This window comes from Mesorhizobium sp. ESP7-2 (assembly GCF_020164715.1).
Taxonomy (GTDB): domain Bacteria; phylum Pseudomonadota; class Alphaproteobacteria; order Rhizobiales; family Rhizobiaceae; genus Mesorhizobium.
The window spans coordinates 1-17,602 of sequence record NZ_JAIUGQ010000027.1 but is presented as its reverse complement, the minus strand read 5'-3'; the positions used below and the strand labels follow the sequence as shown (position 1 = coordinate 17,602).

Sequence of the window (17,602 nt, the reverse complement as noted above, 5' to 3'; positions counted from 1 at the left end):
ATATGCGGCGATGTAGGGCAAGGAAGATCATGCTGTATCGCACCCTACTTCTGCACGGACCGAAGCGCCGCGTCGACGCCCTCGAGCAGACGTCCTGCGTTGGACGATGTGAAGACAAGCGGAGGCCTAATCTTGAGGATATTGGCATCTGCTCCCGTCGCGGAAATGAGGATGCGCCGGTCGCGCAAGGCGTTGACGGCCGCTAGCGCACGGTCCATGTCCGGAATCTTCCGGTCGCGATCTTTGACGAGTTCGACGGCGAAATAGAGGCCCGTCCCCCGAACATCGCCGACGAATTCGTACTTGTTTTGCAGGTCGCGGAGGCCGTCGAGGATTTCGCCGCCGACCTTGGTAGCGTTGTCCATCAAACCCTCTTCGACGATTGTGTCGAGCACCGCCTGCGCAGCGGCGATGGCGACGGAGTTGCCACCGAACGTGTTGAAGTAGCGCATGCTGGACCCGAATTCGGCCACGAGTTCGGACCGCACCACCAAGCCCGCAACGGGATAACCGTTGCCCATAGGTTTTCCAAGCGTGACGATATCCGGGTCGACCTCGTGACGGGCGTGCCCCCAAAGGTGGGTACCGGTCCGCCCGAAACCGGATTGTACTTCGTCGGCTATAAACAGGCCTCCAGCCTTGCGTACTACTTCGGCTACCGGTGCCAACGCGTCCTTGGGCTCGACATAGAGACCATCGGAGGAGAAGACGGAGTCGGCGATGAAGGCAGCCAGGCCCCCGCCATGCCTTTCGAGGTCGGCAATCTGTCGCGCAACATCCTCCGCCATCCGCCGCCCGATTTCCTCGACGGGCAGACGGTAGGAATCAGGCGCGGCGACCGTTCGAACATAGGGATCGAGGGTCGATTTCTTGCCGAGTGACGGCGAGATTGCCGCCACCGCGCCGCTGTTGCCGTGATAGGCCTCGGCCGTGACAATGACGCCGGTCTTGCCCGTGTGGTACCGCGCGATGCGCAAGGCAAGGTCGTTGGCTTCCGAACCTGTGCAGGTAAACATCGCGCATCCGGTTCGCCCGAGTTCGCCATCGAAGGTATCGATCAGGGATTCGGCGTAGTCCAGCAGGGGCTCCTGCATGTAGCGCGTGTGGGTGCAGAGCGTCTCGAACTGCTTCTGGATCGCCGCAACGACGCGCGGATGAGCGTGTCCTAGCGACACCACGTTATTGTAGGCGTCAAGATATTCGTTGCCATGCTTGTCATAGAGGAAGACGCCCTTGGCGCGGGAAATCTCCACCGGCGACCTGTAGAATAGCCGATAAGCGGGGCCAAGCAGCCTTTGCCGCCTGGCCACATGCGCCATGTCTTCACCTGGGAGATGAGACGCATCCTGAGGGTTGAAGCCATTGGCCATGTCGCCACGGTAACCCTTGGGCAGGGCAGTCGCTTGTTTGGGCATTACGGTTCCTCTCGGGTCAGAAGATCGGATATTTGTGCGGTCGACACCGAGTTGAACCACTCTAGATGAGCCCACCCGGCTTCGGTGTGGCGCAGGATGTAGCGGCTGTTCTCAGGGAATATCTCGGCGCGCCAGCAGGTCAGAAGCGCGCGGACCGCAAGTCGGCCCATTGCCAGGAAAGGGATAAGCCGGAGTTCTTCGTCCGTCAGTTCGGCGTAGCGAAGATAGCCGCGCAGAACATCGCGCGGTTCATCGAACAGGTCACGCCGGTTCGCATGGTCGATGGTCTTTGGCATCTGATTCATCAACGCAGTGGACACGTCGACCGCGATGGCGGTGCGGACGGCATCGCCAAAATCGATGACCCCAGTCAGGAACTGCGGGCTGGCGTGGTCAACGACCAGGTTCGACGTATTGAAGTCGTTGTGGAGCACTTGCCGCCGGCACAGGTCGAGCCGCGGCTTGATCTCGGCAAACCGCTCAAGCGCGCGGACCGTCCACGCCCGCTTGCCGCCCTCTGGAATGAAGCTCAACAGATCGGAGAGATCGAGCAGATGGGTGACGTCCCATGCCAGCGCGCGATCGTCCGCAGGATGGGAAAAATCGGCCATTGAATGACGTAGCTTCGCCAAGACCTCGCCAATCCGTTCGCGCTGTGGGGCGGTGGAAGTCGTCCGGTCGAGCGGCACACCGCAGAGGAAGGTGATGAGCCGCACCACTCTCCGCTCGCCGTCACTGGTCGTGACGATGGGCAAATCCGCGCCGTCGACGCCGCGATGTGCACGAGGGATGGGTAGGTCAGGAGCCCGCTGCTCGAGATGGCGCAACAGCGCGACCTGGAAATCGAGTTCCTCCACCCGCTCGGAAGGATGAGCGATCTTCAGGACGAACTTCCCTCGGCCGGCGCAATCGAGGAGGAACGTGTCGTCTTTCTCGGTTTCAAAGCGCGTGGCCGAGCCACGCACGCCATACAGAAGTTTGGCGATTTCTTCGGCTTCCGCCGCAACCACGGGATTGCACGCCTCGGAAAGCTCCGAGGCGCGCGCCGGCTGAACCTGATGATTGTGACCCATCTTCCACTCAATTCATATGCTGCCTGAAGAGTGCGCAGCGCCGCTTGACTATCTCACATTTCCATTTTTGTACAACAATTTGTTTATCAATCAAGGCAATTGCAGTTTTGGAATCGAAGGTCGCAGCCCAATTTCGACCCAATTTTCGACAGGATCATGCACGTGACTTGGATACACTTTAGCTGGAAGGAGCAATAATGTTGAGGATAATCAACGGTATACCAAGTCGTGATCCAGGCGCGGCTCGCGATATACCAACGCTGACGAAAACTCGCTGGACGTTTGATGCTTCTATGGATTGTTGGACAATCTCTTGCAATCGCCGCTTCGCTGTGCTTTTGTGCTCCGGCGGAACCGGAATGCGGCAGCTGGCGCGGCGCTCGGCCTGGGTGGGGTGGCCGATGTGAAAATGGGGAATGAAATGAAACTGGTCAGACACCTTGAAGGTACTCGCGCCGCTACGGCATCGCGGTCCGTCGCCGCGCTCGACATCCCCAAGCAGACGGCGTTGATCGGGGGCCTAGCTGGGCGAGTTCAAGCAAGACGGTCCGCCCACAACCATGCAGCGTCACCAATGCGAGGAGCCAGGCCACCCGCGGCACCAGTATGGGACGGAGTTCCCACATGAAGCTCGACAAAATCGACATTAAGATTCTGTCTGAGCTGCAGAAAAGCGGGCGGATCTCGAACGTCGAGCTTGCGGATAAAGTCAGCCTATCGGCAAGCCCGTGCTTGATGCGGGTGAAGAAGCTGCAGGAGGAGGGCTTCATCGTAGGCTATTCCGCCCGGGTCGACCTGGCCAAGCTGGGTCAGACAGTGACGGTCTTTACCGAGATCACGCTCAAGAACCATCGCCCGATAGATTTTTCGCGGTTCCTCGCGACGGTCGAGAAGATCGATAGCGCGATCGAATGTCACCTTGTGTCTGGCGGCTACGATTATCTGGCGAAGTTCATCACGCCGGGGATCAGCGAGTATCAGGCGATCATGGAGCGCTTGCTCGAGCTCAATATCGGGATCGACAAATATTTCAGCTTCGTGGTGCTGAAATCGCCGATTGTTAAAGCGCACCTGCCGATTGACGCGATCGCTACTCACTAGAGATGGAAAGGCAGAAGATAATCTGCCAAATAAGCGACAAAATTCAAAACAATTCGCTTCAAATAGCGAAACTTTGGCAAATGATATTCTGTATTTTATACAAGATTGGTTGCGCCTTGAACAGAAAATCTGCGTCATCGAATTAAAGGTAACACACAACATGACCACTTTTATACCGAAATATGTAACCTTCGACTGCTACGGTACGCTGACTAACTTCGATATGGCTGGTGCAGCGCGGCGTGTGTACGCCGAGCGTCTCTCCGTTGAGGCGATGGCCAGTTTCGTCGAGGCTTTCAGAGGCTATCGCCTGGACGAGGTGCTGGGGGCATGGAAGCCTTTCCGCGAGGTGGTGCACAATGCCGTTGAACGCAGCTGCAAGCGCATCGGTATCCAGTTCAAACCCGAAGACGCGCAACGCATCTATGAGGAAGTGCCAACGTGGGGTCCGCACCCGGACGTCCCGGCAGGACTCACCAAGGTGGCCAAGGAAATCCCACTGGTGATCCTGTCGAACTCGATGAACGACCTGATCATGTCGAATGTGGAAAAGCTCGGCGCGCCCATTCACACCGTCATCACCGCTGAAGAGGTTGGCGCCTACAAGCCACTGATGAAGGGCTTTGAATACATGCTCGACAAGCTCGGCTGCGGTCCCGAAGACATCACTCATGTTTCCTCCTCCTTCCGCTACGACCTGATGCCAGCCTATGATCTGGGGATCAAAAACAAGGTCTGGGTTAACCGCGGTCACGAACCCGCCAATCCTTTCTATGAATACACCGAGATCAAGGATATCGGCGGACTAGCCGCCGCCGTAGGCCTGGAACCCGCCCGGAAGCGCGCCTGAAAGATCGGTAGTGAGCCCTGGGGCTGTCGGCAAGAACGGGGCGGGTCCATCCGCCCCTTTTGGCCAAGCGCATGTAGGGCTTGGCTCACCAATGTGAGAGCGCTTCGATGTCAGCTTTCAAGTAGCCGGACATGCCCAAAGTCGACCTAGCAGTGGCAACGTTAGGACCGACGCGCTTCGTCAGAACAGGCGTTCGCCACCTCGCGTTTCGAATCTTTTCCGGTGAATGAGTTCACGGATCTGGCTACGCCCAGAGCGACCAGAATCCGATAAAGACGGCGGGCTATTTGGCGTAAAAGCTGGTAAGGCCCAGTACCTCCAACGAGTGCGCTTTTCGCCAGTTGTCGACATTGCTCCAGCTGATCTGGTGAGCGCTGATGCCCTTGGACGCGCTGGCCATCCGTTTCGGACCGAGGTTGGTCGCATCGGCCAGTACGCCAGCCAGCATGGCCGAGACATTCCTCGGAGTGTCACCCGTGCAAACATGCGTAAAGCAATCCGCAAAGCCGTTCCATTCATGCACTTCCCGCAGGAGGTCCGGCACCTCGATCAACGGATAGAGTTCACTGATCTCGGCGTTAAGATCCTCAGCTTCCACGGGCACCTCACCAGGGGTTGGCGTGACGATCAACGTGCCCGTTTCCAGACGAGCGCCTTCGAGCTTTCCGGATCGTGCTCTATGCGCCAGCCGCTTCAGGTTGAAGTCGAGCATGTGTCGCGCTTCCGCGAGCCAGGCCGCACCGTCACCCTGAACGCCAAGTCCGAGCCTATCTGTTTCATCCCAAGCTTTAATGGTGCACTATTTTCCTTTGGATGGAAGGAGGCATTATGGGCCAGGTTCTGCAGGGCGCGCCACGACGACAGAGGCAATTCGTCGAGCAATACAAAATAGTCAAGAGAGCCTGAGGAAGCTGGCGAAGCGCTACGGGATAGACCCGAAGACGGTCGCCAAGTGGAAGGGGCGGACTTCGGTTGCCGATCTGCCGACTGGGCCCAAAGACCCAAAATCGACGGTGCTGTCGACCGAGGAAGAGGCCGTCATCGTCGCTTTCCGCAAGCATACGCTGCTGCCTCTGGACGACTGCCTCTACGCGCTCCAGCCGACCATCCCGAACCTGACGCGTTCGTCATTGCATCGCTGCCTGCAGCGTCATGGCATTTCGAGGCTGCCTGAGGTCGAAGGCGACAAGCAGCCGAAGAAGAAGTTCAAGGCCTATCCGATCGGCTACTTCCATATCGACATTGCCGAGGTGCAAACCGCCGAGGGCAAGCTGTATCTGTTCGTTGCCATCGACCGCACCTGCAAGTTCGCCTACGTCGAACTGCATGAGAAAGCTGGGAAGATGGGCGCCGCCGAGTTCCTGCGCAATCTGATCGCCGCCGTTCCCTACACATCCATACCGTGCTGACCGACAACGGCATCCAGTTCACCAACCAGGAGCGGCATCGCTATGCATTCGAACACATCTTCGACCGCGTCTGCGGCGAGCATGACATCGAGCACCGGCTGACGAAGATCAAACATCCATGGACCAACGGACAGGTCGAGAGAATGAACCGAACCATCAAGGACGCAACCGTCAAACGCTTCCATACGACGATCACAACCAGCTGCGACGCCACCTCGCCGACTTCCTGTCAGCCTACAATTTTGGCCGACGGCTGAAGACCCTTAAGGGTCTCACGCCCTACGAGTTCATCTGCAAATGCTGGACAGACAAACCTGAAACGTTCAGACTCGACCCAATCCATCAAATGCCGGGACTAAACACCTATCCTGCTCCTTCATTGTGGTGAACGTTGACCGCGGCATCAGATGCTCATCGATTGGTCGGAAGGATCGACTGCCGTCGACCCATATGTCCGCCGACCGAAGTCGATCTCGTAAAGCCGCGAGCGTTGCGATTTCATAGAGACGCCGATCCGGCTTCTCCTGCCCAAGGATGAGCCGTCGATCAGCTTGGCTAAGGTGGGTCACCGGGACGCGATCCGGAAGTATCCGCCGCTTCTTGGCATAGAGGCGTTTCAGCAACGCAGTCGCCGCAAGAAGCGGATCGTGGCGGCGCGCTGAGCGGAACGTGAACGCCTGCAGGAACGCACCGGCATATTTGTTGACAGTCGCATATCGCTCGGCCGCTAAGGTCAATGGCTACGCCTCATTGTCCTCAACCATTGACTGGAGTTCAGGCTTGATCCGCAGCAGCCGGTGCCATCCAACTTCCTGATCGAGAACCTCCAGTGCGTTCCGGCCATAGTCGTTCGCGGACTGCAGGGCTGTGATCGTGTCAAGGAACATGCGCAGCGCTTTGGTGGTATCCGGCCTGCAATCCATGTGCCGCTGCTTCTTGCGGTTGTTGGCTTGCGAGAACAGCCGACCGATCAACTTGATGAACATCGACACTGCATCGTCGGTGAGCTTCTGGCCGAGCTTGATGACCTGCGCGACGATCAAAGCGTGCCGGCGACTCGCATTGAAGTCGTTGGCCAGCCATGCCGGCGTGGCGTTGCCCTCACGGATCATCTGCTCCCACCGTCCCGATGACATACGCGCCTGCAATTTCGGATCGATCTCCGGCGTCCGCAGGAATGCAATCCGTTCAGCCAGTCCGACCAGGTTGGATGCACCCGGCGCTTCTGACGCCGATCGCAGCCAATGAAAGCGCGTCTGGCCGATGGCCGGGTCAACCTCCAATAGCTTATCCAATGATTGAAGGGTATCGACCGAAATTTCTTCGATGAGCGCTCTCTCTGCGAGCAATCGAGCGGCCCGCGAGCCCTATTCGCTCGATCGTCTCGGTCACTGGAAGCAGGGAACCGCGTTCCCGGAAAGACGCAGCGATGGCTTTCGCAATCCCGACGCTGTCGTCGGATATCGTTGCCGTCTGAATCGCAGCCAGTAGCGCCACGACGGTCCTCCCTTGCGCTTTTCGTATCCAGATACATCATCAAGCGCGCGGCGTGGTCGCGACGGGTTTCTTCACGGCGCGCATAGAGCGCGAACGTTCCGAGGTCGGCGCCGACCTGATCGGCAACATGCTTTAGCATTGCGCGAGGCGGAGTCTCTCCGGCGGCGAGCACTCTGCCTGGGTAGCGCATAAGGCAAAGCTGAACGGCAAAGCCGAGCTGATTGTGTTCTCGCCTGCGAAGGCAAGTCTCAAGCATGTCAGCCGAAGACAGCGAATAGAGTCGGATGAGGCTGTCCTCATCGGTCGGCACACTGAAAAGTTTTTGCCGATCTTGATCTTTGAGAAGCTTCCGTCTGCGCATCGCCTGACTCCATCACAATACTCGATGGAACGATGTCAAACTGGGCGGCACATACGTCGGCCTTGGCTACGCTATCCACAGGGATCAAGTTCAAGGCGGCCGATATGCACTCGGGTTCTCGCTCCGTTCGACCTTAGCTTACGATTTTGAGCAGTTCTTGTTCCGACCCCAATCTCGGAGACCGCAGTCCAAGGCGGACCTAGGGCGACGATGTCTGTCGCAGCGCCGAACGTCGGCAGACTAAACGGCCTTGAGTGCTGAAAAGTTGCGAGGGAAATCGGGATTGAGGGCCGCGAGGCCGACCAGCGGCCCGGAGCCGAACGTATTGAGGTAGCGCACCATTTCGTCGGTGCGCCGGTTGCGCGCGCCAAGGGCGAGAAGGATGGCGATCGCCTGACCTTCGCCAAGGTCAACCGCGAGCTGGCGGGGGCCGGCCTGGTGCTGAAGCGGCCGACCGCGAGGCCGACCAGCGGCCCGGAGCCGAACGTATTGAGGTACCGCACCATTTCGTCGGTGCGCCGGTTGCGCGCGCCATTCTTTTGCGGCCATCTTCGAGCGTACGGCGCCTGAAAACCGGCAGCTTCACTGTCCGCCAAGCTTACGTCGTGCGACGCTGCAGTGTCCTCCTGTCGTGCCGCGCATACATCGAGTAGACGATCGGGATGAACCATGGGCGTCCGCGGTAGAGTGGGACGGCCTTCGGCGCATGATCGAAATCGAACGCGCTGCGCGCTTGTTCCTCGTTTCCGAGCACCTTCATGGCTACCTTCTTGCCGAGCCAGCGCGCCCAGACGATCCCCGATCCGCAATAGCCGGTCGCGTAAATGGCGTTGTCGCGCGAAAAGATGCGCGGAATCATGTCGCGATGCATGGCGACATAGCCGAACCAGCTGTGGGTTATGCCGATGTTGGCCAGTTCCGGGAACAGCCTGGCAAGCTCCGTCCTGAGATGCGCGGTCGGCGCCAGCGGATCGCCTTCCGTGGTTCCATCGCGTCCGCCGAACAGGATGCGCGATCCGTCGGGCGCAGGGCGGTAGTAGTAGCTCAGCTTGCGGGTGTCGTCGTACATCATGCGCTTGGGCATGAGCCGATCCATGACCTGCTTAGGCAGCGGCTCGGTGGCAATAATGCGGCTGCGCACCGGGACAAGGCGGCGGCGAAGCCACGGGTCGAAGCCATCCGTGTAGCCGTCGGTACAAATGATGAGCTTTTTCGCCCGTACCTGGCCTCTCTGGGTGGATACGCGCACCCCGGCCGCATCGCTGGCGAAGTTAAGGACGGCGGCGTTCTCGTGCAGGACAGCGCCGCTCGCGGCCGCAATGCGCAGCATGCCCGCAAGCAGCTTCGCGGGCTGGAGCCCGTGGATGTCCATACGGACCATGCCGCCCCTATAGAGGTCGCTCCCGATATAGTCATGGACGTCCGGCCGGTCGACCGAATAGGCTTCGATGCCCAGCCTCTCTTTGAGAAAATCGGCGTGGCGGCGGAGGTCTTCATTCTCTTCGGCGTTCATCGCACCTTCGAATGCTCCCGTGTGCGTACCGTCGCAGTTGACATTCTCCGCTTCGATGAAGCGCCAGAGATCCTGGCGCGCGGCATGGCCCTCGGCGAGGATGTCATTCGCCCTGTCGGTGCCGAAGCGCCTGATGAGATCGTTGCGGCCCGGCCTGATGCTGCCGCTCGCCATGCCGCCATTGCGGCTGGATGCGGCGCGCCCGATCATTTGCCGGTCGAAGAGCTGGACGTGCTTGCCGGCGCGCGCCAACTCTATCGCCGCGGACAGGCCGGTATAGCCTCCGCCGACGATCGCGACGTCGCAGGTCTTCTCCAGCTGCCGTTCCGGCAACTGGGGAAAAATGCAGTCGTCCCACCAGTATGGCGTCGACTTGATGGATATCGGGAGTGATTGTTTCATGAGGAAAATCCGTTTAGGGCGAAGCGCGTTTGCCCGATCAGTCGCGGCATACCCAAAGCTTGCGCGTGGTCTCAATCACCTTCCACACGCCGGTGAAGCCCGGATGCATGACGAAGGCGTCGCCGGCTGTGACCCGACGCGGCTCCTTGCCGTCTTCGATCAGCTCCGACACGCCCGAAAGGATGTAACAGAACTCGAAGGTCGTGCCTTTGATAGACCGGTACGCGCCGGGCGTTACCTCCCACATGCCCGAGCGAATCCCGCCATCGGCAGTCTGCGCGATATCCCAGGTCAGGAAGCGCGGGTCGCCCTCGATGAGCCTGTCGGGCGCCGGCTTGCCTTCGCGGGGCTTGGGCAAATTGTTCTGGTCGAAGAAGGTGAGGTTGGACATGGTCTTTGCCTTTCAGGGCGCTGGTACGAAGCCCACGACTGATGATGTGTTTTCGGAGTTCGCCGCCATGGCCCGTGGGGCGCGATCATGAGCCTGCCGGCGAGCCAAAACGTTTGACAGGCATGGCGGGCTGCAGACGCTGGCGCCCGCCGGATATCTCAGCCGACGTTCGCGATGATCGCCAGGCAGTCGCCCGGCTGGACCCGTCCCGGGAAGTGCCTGCCCGTCAGCATCCCGTCGCGGAGCGCGCGATATTCGGCAGCGACATTGTCCGTGCGCTCGAAATCGTGGATGCGGACGACCAGCTGCCCCATCTTCACGACCTGGCCCAGGTCAACGCAAGGCTCGATCAAACCGCGGCGTTCCGCAAAGATGTAGCAGTCGTTGTCGGGCATATCCAGGAACTGAGCGTCGGCGGCGACGATCTCGCCTTCGAGCACGCCTGCATGAACGAGGAAATTGTGTACGCCGCGCTCGGCTATCTTCAGCGAGGCCGCTGTCAATGTGCCGCCGCCGCCGATCTCGGTACTGACGAAAATCTTGCCCAGTTCTTCGGCGGCCGTATCCAAAAGACCAACCGGGTCGATCTCCTTAATGACTAGATTATAGGGCGCGCCGAACGCCTTCATCGCGGCAATGCATTTTTCTTCCTGAGACTTGTCGGGGAGACGGTGGCATGCGGCAGCAGGAATGAAATCCAGCGTCCGGCCACCGGAGTGGAAGTCGAGAACGTAATCGGCCATGGGAAGAACATAACGCTGCATATAGTCCGCGATCTTCTCGGTCACGGTCCCGTCCGGACGGCCGGGGAATGTACGATTGAGGTTTCCCTTATCGATCGGCGACGTCCGGCTCCCGCCCTGCACGGCCGGAAAGTTGAGGCACGGCATGATGATGACGCGGCCCTTGACTTGGCTAAGCTCGATCTCCTTCGCCGCTTTCAGCAGGCAGACCGGGCCTTCGTACTCGTCGCCATGGTTTCCGCCGGTCATGACGACCGTCGGCCCTGATCCATTCTTGATGACGCAGACCGGAATAAGAACGGCGCCCAGAGCCGACTCGTCACGCGAATAGGGTAGACGCAGGAAGCCGTGTTGCTTCCCGTCCTTTTCGAAATTAACGGTGGGCGATACAGGTGAATTTCTTGTCATGTCGCGAACTCAGGCCTGCTCAAATGATGAAAGGGAAATTGGAGGTAGCATTCTGCCTGAACGGCAGGTAGGATGTTACGATAAATGTGTATTGTTTATTGCATACCTGTCAAGGGGGATTTTTGCGTGAACTTATCCAGGGCCAAGCCGATTCGTGCTCGACGGACTCAGGCAGAGCGCACCGAAGAAACACGGATGCGGTTGCTGAAGGCAACGATCGCCAGCGTCAGCGAGGGCGGATTTAGCCGTGTGACCTTTACGGAGATAACCAAGCGCGCCGGTGTTTCGATCGGCGCTGCACAACATCATTTTCAGTCCAAAGCGGACCTGATCCTTGCAACGGTGGGATACGTTTTTACGGAAATGGACCTCTTCGTTTCGGAGATGAGCCCGACAAGCGGCGGCGTCGACGAACGATTGGACAAGATAATTTCGGTCTACTGGAGCTGGTTCAGCTCGCCGGACTATCTCGCCGCCTGGGAACTCGTCCTGGGCGCGCGCCACGACGCCGAGCTGTTTCGGCAGCTAAGCGAGCGCGTGGTGCTCGCGGTGGAACCGGTCAACGACCTGTGGAGAGCCGCGTTCTCAGATGTTGAATTTAGCAATGACGAGCTACGCCAGCTGGTTCAGTTCACATTCGCGATGATGCGCGGCCTGGTGCTGAGCGACGTGGTCCAGGTGAACAGCACTCAGGACAAACACAAGATCTTAGAGCTTCTGCGCTCGATGCTGCGCTCTGTCATGGAGAGGAAATCGCCTCGGTCGTAGCGATGAGCGCCGCCGAGGCAGCGCAGCCGCGGTTCAGGTCAGATCGATGTGGCCGGATGCTCCTCTCATGCATCCACCGATCAATACTTCAGCACCTTCGACAGAAACGCCTGCGTCCGCGGCATCTTCGGCGAATCGAGCAGGGTGGTCGGCGGACCCGCCTCGACGATCGCTCCGCCATCCATGAAAACGATCTTGTCGGCGACCTCGCGGGCGAAGCCCATCTCATGCGTGACGACCACCATGGTCTGGCCCTCGCGAGCCAGCGAACGCATGACGTCGAGAACCTCGCCGACGAGCTCCGGGTCGAGAGCGGAGGTAGGCTCATCGAACAGCAGGAGCTTGGGGCGCATCGCCAAGGCGCGCGCGATCGCGACGCGTTGCTTCTGACCACCCGAAAGCTCGTGGGGATAGGCGTTCTCCTTGTCGCTCAGTCCGACGCGGTGCAACAGCTCGCGCCCATAGGCTTCCGCTTCGACGCGGCGATCCTTTCGAACCTGGATGGGCGCCTCGGTGATGTTCCCCAGAACCGTGAAATGCGGGAAGAGGTTGAAGTGCTGGAACACCATTGCCGTATCGGCCCTGTTCCTGGCTGCCTCGCGTGGCTTCATCTCGTGCAAGCGACCGTTGACCAGCTTGTATCCGACCAGCTTCCCATTGACGTAGATTCTGCCCCGATCGACCTTCTCGAGATGGTTGATGCAGCGGATCAGGGTGCTCTTGCCCGCGCCCGAGGGTCCGATCAGACAGCAGACCGTTCCGGCCTCCACGGTGAGGTTGATGTCGGTCAAAACCTGAAACGTGCCGAAGCTTTTTGCGACCGACGTAATCTGTACTATCGGCTGTTTCATGTGTTCATCGCGCATTTAGGTTCAGCCCAATCTAGACAGAGGCCGGCTTACGAACATGTCCTTGATCGGAGCCAGCAGGATCGACAGCCCGTCCAGGCGCGAGACCGAATGCCCTCGCCCGAGGCGGCGCTCGCATATCCGCTGGAAGAAGGTCAGCGTCGTCGATGCGACCAGGTACCAGATCGACGCGACGATAAGCAGCGGGATCGTCTCGAACGTTCTTCCGTAGATCCCCTGCACCGAATAGAGCAGATCGGCGATCGCCAGCACGCTGACGAGAGATGTCGCTTTCAACATTCCGATGACCTCATTGCCGGCTGGCGGCACGATAACGCGCAGTGCCTGCGGCAGGATGATCCGGCGTATGGTCGTGGCGGGCGTCAAGCCCAGCGAGGACGCGGCTTCCCGCTGTCCGGGATCGACCGACAGCAGGCCGCTTCTGACGATCTCTGCCATGTACGCCGCCTCGTTCAGCCCCAGGCCCAGGATCGCCGCCGCCAGCGGGGTGATGAGGTCATTCGTAGAATAGGACGCGAATGGCGGAAGGAATGGGATCCCGATCTCGATCGTGGGATAGAGGGCCGCGAGATTATACCAGAATATCAGCTGCACGAGGAGCGGCGTGCCGCGAAAGATCCAGATGAAGGCGGCGGCGAATACGGCAAGGACGGGGTTAGTCGACTGGCGCATCAAGGCGATCACCAGGCCGAGAAGCGATCCTATCGTCATCGCGACGACGGTCAGCCCGATCGTCCACAGGAAGCCCTTCAGGACGACCCCGCTGAAGAGATAGTGCCAGACGACGTCCCACTGGTAGGCTGGGTTGGTGGCAAGCGATATGAAGAAGAAAATCGCCACGATCAGACTTGCCGCGACCGCGACCCACCGCCCGGGGTAACGCGCAGGGACCACCACATCCGCGTCAACTGATGCCCCGTCCTGGGATTTATAGGTCGCGGTCATCGAAATGCACTCTCCGCTGCGAATTCGGCCGGCCAACGCCAGAGCATCGCCGTCGTGCACGCTATCGGCAAATTGACTGCCCCGGGCCAAGTCCCTCGACCCGTCGCGCTGGTCTCGTCACGCGCCTCGCGACGCATCGCCGATGCGCCGGCAGGATAACGAAGCTGTCGAACAAAACCAAGCCACGGGGGCGGCACCCCGCCCCGTCCTATGATCGCGGCATCAGCCCGGTTGCACCTGGTTCTTGAGCGGTTTCGGGATCGCTCCGTCGGCCAAACCCCACTTTGTCATGATCTCCGTGTAGACACCGGACTTCATGAGCTCGCCCATGGCATCGAAGAATGGCTGGTAGAGTGGCGACCCTTTTGGAATGGCGATTCCGTAGTACGGCTGGTCTCCGTAGACTTGGCGTCCGACGTTCTTGATCTTCGGGCCGACCTGCTTTGCGGCATAGCCGTTCGATGCGGAATCGCCGGAAACCGAGTCGATGCGGCCGGACATCAGGGCAAGAATCGCGTCGTTCTGGTTGGGATATGTGTTCACCGTGATTTCCGGCTTTCCCATGCCCGTGCATTTCGTGCTGGCTTCCTTCGCCTGCTTTTCCGAGGCAGTGCCCGCAAGGACGCCGACCTTCGTGCCGCAGATATCCTCTAGAGCCTTCGGTTCCGTCGCGGTTGCGGGTGTCAGGAACGACGTGCCGCCACGATAATAGTCGACGAAGTCCATTGTAACTTCGCGGGCGACATAGTCTCCTACTGACGAAATGCCGACATCGAACCGTTTCGCCTGCAATCCCGGCATGATTGCAGAGAAGGGTGTTTGTTGATTTTCGACCGGGACACCCATGATCAAACCTAATGCCTTCGATAGATCGATGTCGGCGCCGATAAGTTTGTTCTCGGAGTCCAAGAATTCGAATGGAGCGTAGTCAGCTTCAGTCGCCGCAACGATCTTTCCGGCCTTTTTGATGTTGTCCGGAAGAGCCGAATAGATTGCGTCGACTTTCTGGAGCTTGTCGAAAGAAATCTCCTGCGCTTGCACGCCTCCGCCATGAAGCAGAAAAGCCACTGCTGCCACGGATATCTTCTTTATGAATCCTGCATGTCTATGCGATTCCAAGGTCATTTTCATTCCCCTTTTTTGTCATTTATCTAGTGCTTTGGGCTCTTTCAAAACGGTAACGCGGCGTTGGTGACGGCAGCATTTGCTCATCCACCAGTCATGTTACGATAAATGTGTATTGTTTATTGCTAAGGTGTCAAGGAGATTCAGCGAGCACTCGCGATTATGGTGTTGTGACCTGGGCGAAGTGCCTCGTTACCAGTTCAAACCGTCAGCCCCGAGCCTCAAGCGACAGCTTCTGGCGAATTCTTCGCGGCTATAGGACAGCTTGAGGAGGCAAGGCGACTTGGCGCCGGTGCTGGGATGGTGGGCGTACTCACATATCCGCTTACGAACCAACACTGGCCAGCAACGATGTTGTGAACTGGCGAGAGGCGTCTCGACGGCGCTGCCATTCGCGATCGCTCGATGGAGATCGACAGCCGTGTCTAGGCTAGTAGTCTGAAAATGGGGCCGGACGACCGTCTACCATGTAAGATCGCCGGTTAGCTGCAATTCGGCGGCCGTCCAATTGCCGACGTTGGGCCTACTGGAGCAGCCAGGAAAAGGCACGCCGCAAAAAGGCTTCGCCACCCGTCCTGACAACCTCACCGTGCGCCACGACGACGTGCTCGGGATGTTTTCCGATCAAGTCACGAATCTTTGGGCGCGCGGTTGCACGGTTGCGGAAACTGATCCGATAGTCGATCGGCGGATAGCCCCAGCCTTCGACCATTTTCGAAAGTTTTGCGATTGGCCGCATCCACCAAGGCCAATGGCGTTTCAAGAAAGTCTCGCTGAAGGTCTGGGACAGGTCGGCGATGATGGCGGTGCGCGATGCGCGGTGCAAGAAGATCAGTTCGTCCATGAATAGCGAATTGGTGAAATAGAACTGGTCGATCTGCCCGTTCCATTCGGCGGGCGGATCGTCGGCCAGCACCCCGGAAAAGCGGAGTTCCTTGCACTTGGCAATTGTTGCCGCCGTCGCCCATAAATTCGCGTCCGGAAATGCGGCCTGCCACTCGCCCAGATACAGATAGTGCAGCTTGTTGGGGCTGACGATATTCCGAACAGGGCCCAGCGCCCGAATCTCGTCCTCAATCGCTGCCGTCCTTTCGATAGGCGACCATAACCACAGCCCCCCATCGGCAAGACGCACGACGACCATGCGTGTCGGATAATCGAAGCCTTTGAATGAGACGACCCCGCCATCCGCAAACCATAGGTTCAATCCCAGCGGCTCCAGCATGATCGCCAAGTCTAATTCAACAGATGGGCGCTTTCCACCCCATGAAGGAGCTTGCAGCGCGATTGCAGCGATATCGAAAACGGCCGTCCGACAGATCGTGTCCCAACGCGTGGTGTAGTTAACGGCTATGGTGGCCGCCCTATCCGGCATGGCCTTTCCTCAGCTTCGGATGCGCAGCTCGACGGTCCCCGCCGTGCCTCCCAGTCCCGGTCGCGGTAGCCGTTGCGCAGCCGGCGCGGGTTCTTCTCGCCATAGCCGTCGCGCCGGTCGCGGCGCCCGGCCTCAACAGCGCCTTGGAGCGTCTGCCACGCCCGCCTGCATGAGAAGCATCGTCGCTGCTGGTCAGATGAGCTATTTATAGCAACAACAACTAATTTCTTAAACAGTGCGCAAGCAGCTTAAGCGCTTATTCATTATTCAAGCGCATTTTTCTTGCAAGTGTGTGCGGGCTTCGAGAAAAAAGCATGCTGAAGGTCTACACCTGCATTGCAACGGAGCATGATTTGCGTCTGGTTGCGCTAGCGGCCTTCGTTTGCGCACTGGCCTGCTTCGCTGCGGTTAATCTTCTCCATCATGTCCGGCGCAGCGAACGTGCGATGCAACGGTTCTGGCTCGCGGTCGCTGCCGTCGCCACCGGCTTCGGCATCTGGGCTACCCATTTCATCGCCATGCTGGCCTTCCAGCCCGCGATGCCGAGCGGCTACAACATCGCCTTGACAATCGTCTCACTGGTCGCGGCTATCATTTTGACGGGAACTGGCCTTTCCATTGGCATCTCACCACGCGTGCAGCATGGCCGCTGGATTGGCGGCGCCATCGTGGGCGGCGGGATCGCCGTTATGCATTATACCGGCATGGCCGCGTTCGAGATCGCCGGCCGCATCGACTGGGATCCGCCGCTCGTTGCCGCCTCCATCCTCCTCGGTGGTATGTTCGGCGCCGCTGCATTGCCGGTCGCGCTTCGGGAAAACAACGTCAGGTGGAAGGCGCTCGGTGCCCTGGTGCTGACAATTGCGATCTGCAGCCACCATTTCACGGCGATGGCCGCGGCAGCGATCATACCTGATCCGCGTGTTGTGGTTCCGGCCTCGGCGCTGCCTGCCGAATGGATGGCGATCGGTGTGGCGCTCGCTTCGACTGTCATCATCCTTTTAGCCCTTGTCGGTCTCGGCCTCGATCTGCGAGACCTTCGCCGCGCGGGTGAGACTGCGCGTATGCAGGAACTGGCGGACGCCACCGTCGAGGGGCTGGTTGTGTGCAACGAGGCCGGGATTGTTGCAGCCAATAAAAGCTTCGCCGCACTTGCCAGCGTCGACAGATCGGAAGTGGTCGGCCGCTCGCTCGCTTCTTTCTTCCCCACGCTGTCGCAGGACGAACTCGTTAACACGGAACGGAAGCCACTGGAGGCGGGGCTTTGGGCGACGAACGGCACCACGATACCGGTGGAGTTGATCCGCCGCAGCATCGTCTTTAGCGGCAAGCCACACAAGGTTCTTGCAGTGCGCGA

The 17,602-nt window shown here is 59.3% G+C and carries 14 protein-coding genes and 3 pseudogenes; 5 read left to right on the top strand and 12 right to left on the bottom strand.

All coding sequences use genetic code 11. The annotated features are described in order from the left end of the window. Positions 1 to 44: 44 nt before the first annotated feature. Together LB543_RS22585 and LB543_RS22580 are read right to left on the bottom strand one after the other, a co-directional pair. Positions 45 to 1,415, bottom strand: a complete 1,371-nt coding sequence (locus tag LB543_RS22585; protein ID WP_224615575.1) for an aspartate aminotransferase family protein — start codon at positions 1,413 to 1,415, stop codon at positions 45 to 47. Continuing rightward, positions 1,415 to 2,425 carry a phosphotransferase gene (locus tag LB543_RS22580; RefSeq protein WP_224615635.1) on the bottom strand — a complete coding sequence of 337 codons (1,011 nt, stop codon included), beginning with the start codon at positions 2,423 to 2,425 and terminating at the stop codon, positions 1,415 to 1,417. Before LB543_RS22580 ends, LB543_RS22585 begins: the two co-directional genes overlap by 1 nt. Positions 2,426 to 3,112: 687 nt before the next feature. Between LB543_RS22580 and LB543_RS22575 the strand changes: the two genes are divergently transcribed. Together LB543_RS22575 and LB543_RS22570 are read left to right on the top strand one after the other, a co-directional pair. After that, the gene (locus tag LB543_RS22575) at positions 3,113 to 3,589 is read left to right on the top strand and encodes an Lrp/AsnC family transcriptional regulator (RefSeq protein WP_224615574.1); all 477 of its coding nucleotides are present in this window, start codon (positions 3,113 to 3,115) and stop codon (positions 3,587 to 3,589) included. Positions 3,590 to 3,749: 160 nt separating this feature from the next. Continuing rightward, the gene (locus tag LB543_RS22570; RefSeq protein WP_224615573.1) at positions 3,750 to 4,439 is read left to right on the top strand and encodes a haloacid dehalogenase type II; all 690 of its coding nucleotides are present in this window, start codon (positions 3,750 to 3,752) and stop codon (positions 4,437 to 4,439) included. Positions 4,440 to 4,794: 355 nt separating this feature from the next. Here LB543_RS22570 and LB543_RS22565 read toward each other — a convergent pair. After that, a pseudogene (locus tag LB543_RS22565) lies at positions 4,795 to 5,217 on the bottom strand (Tn3 family transposase); the annotation flags it as partial. A 50-nt stretch (positions 5,218 to 5,267) separates the two neighbouring features. Here LB543_RS22565 and LB543_RS22560 point away from each other — a divergent pair. Further along, positions 5,268 to 6,236: pseudogene (locus tag LB543_RS22560) on the top strand (IS481 family transposase). Here the strand turns inward: LB543_RS22560 and LB543_RS22555 are convergent. From LB543_RS22555 to doeB, 5 genes and pseudogenes are all read right to left on the bottom strand, one after another. Then, a pseudogene (locus LB543_RS22555) lies at positions 6,211 to 7,706 on the bottom strand (DUF4158 domain-containing protein); the annotation flags it as partial. The pseudogenes LB543_RS22560 and LB543_RS22555 overlap by 26 nt on opposite strands. A gap of 240 nt (positions 7,707 to 7,946) precedes the next feature. Next, on the bottom strand, positions 7,947 to 8,255 hold the full coding sequence (locus tag LB543_RS22550) for a hypothetical protein (protein ID WP_224615572.1): 309 nt from the start codon (positions 8,253 to 8,255) through the stop codon (positions 7,947 to 7,949). A gap of 49 nt (positions 8,256 to 8,304) precedes the next feature. Continuing rightward, on the bottom strand, positions 8,305 to 9,621 hold the full coding sequence (locus LB543_RS22545; protein WP_224615571.1) for an NAD(P)/FAD-dependent oxidoreductase: 1,317 nt from the start codon (positions 9,619 to 9,621) through the stop codon (positions 8,305 to 8,307). Positions 9,622 to 9,658: 37 nt separating this feature from the next. Beyond that, on the bottom strand, positions 9,659 to 10,012 hold the full coding sequence (locus tag LB543_RS22540; RefSeq protein ID WP_224615570.1) for a cupin domain-containing protein: 354 nt from the start codon (positions 10,010 to 10,012) through the stop codon (positions 9,659 to 9,661). A 158-nt stretch (positions 10,013 to 10,170) separates the two neighbouring features. Continuing rightward, positions 10,171 to 11,163, bottom strand: coding sequence for a N(2)-acetyl-L-2,4-diaminobutanoate deacetylase DoeB (doeB, locus tag LB543_RS22535; protein WP_224615569.1), 993 nt, complete (start codon positions 11,161 to 11,163; stop codon positions 10,171 to 10,173). 195 nt (positions 11,164 to 11,358) lie between these two features. Here doeB and LB543_RS22530 point away from each other — a divergent pair, with 195 nt between their 5' ends. Continuing rightward, positions 11,359 to 11,931, top strand: a complete 573-nt coding sequence (locus LB543_RS22530) for a TetR/AcrR family transcriptional regulator (RefSeq protein ID WP_224615568.1) — start codon at positions 11,359 to 11,361, stop codon at positions 11,929 to 11,931. An 80-nt stretch (positions 11,932 to 12,011) separates the two neighbouring features. Here LB543_RS22530 and LB543_RS22525 read toward each other — a convergent pair whose 3' ends face one another. The 4 genes from LB543_RS22525 to LB543_RS22510 all read right to left on the bottom strand — a co-directional run bounded on the left by LB543_RS22525 (position 12,012) and on the right by LB543_RS22510 (position 16,245). Continuing rightward, entirely contained in the window at positions 12,012 to 12,782 is a 771-nt protein-coding gene (locus LB543_RS22525; RefSeq protein ID WP_263498790.1) for an amino acid ABC transporter ATP-binding protein, read from the bottom strand. A 21-nt stretch (positions 12,783 to 12,803) separates the two neighbouring features. Then, positions 12,804 to 13,745 (bottom strand): amino acid ABC transporter permease, encoded by a 942-nt coding sequence (locus tag LB543_RS22520; RefSeq protein ID WP_224615567.1) that lies wholly within the window; start codon positions 13,743 to 13,745, stop codon positions 12,804 to 12,806. A gap of 222 nt (positions 13,746 to 13,967) precedes the next feature. Continuing rightward, entirely contained in the window at positions 13,968 to 14,870 is a 903-nt protein-coding gene (locus LB543_RS22515) for an ABC transporter substrate-binding protein (protein ID WP_224615566.1), read from the bottom strand. 523 nt (positions 14,871 to 15,393) lie between these two features. Beyond that, a complete protein-coding gene (locus LB543_RS22510) occupies positions 15,394 to 16,245 on the bottom strand; it encodes a DUF4336 domain-containing protein (RefSeq protein WP_224615565.1) in 852 nt (283 codons plus the stop codon). Positions 16,246 to 16,559: 314 nt separating this feature from the next. Between LB543_RS22510 and LB543_RS22500 the strand changes: the two genes are divergently transcribed. After that, positions 16,560 to 17,602: MHYT domain-containing protein (locus LB543_RS22500; RefSeq protein WP_318012999.1), on the top strand; the 1,043-nt coding region annotated here is incomplete at its 3' end.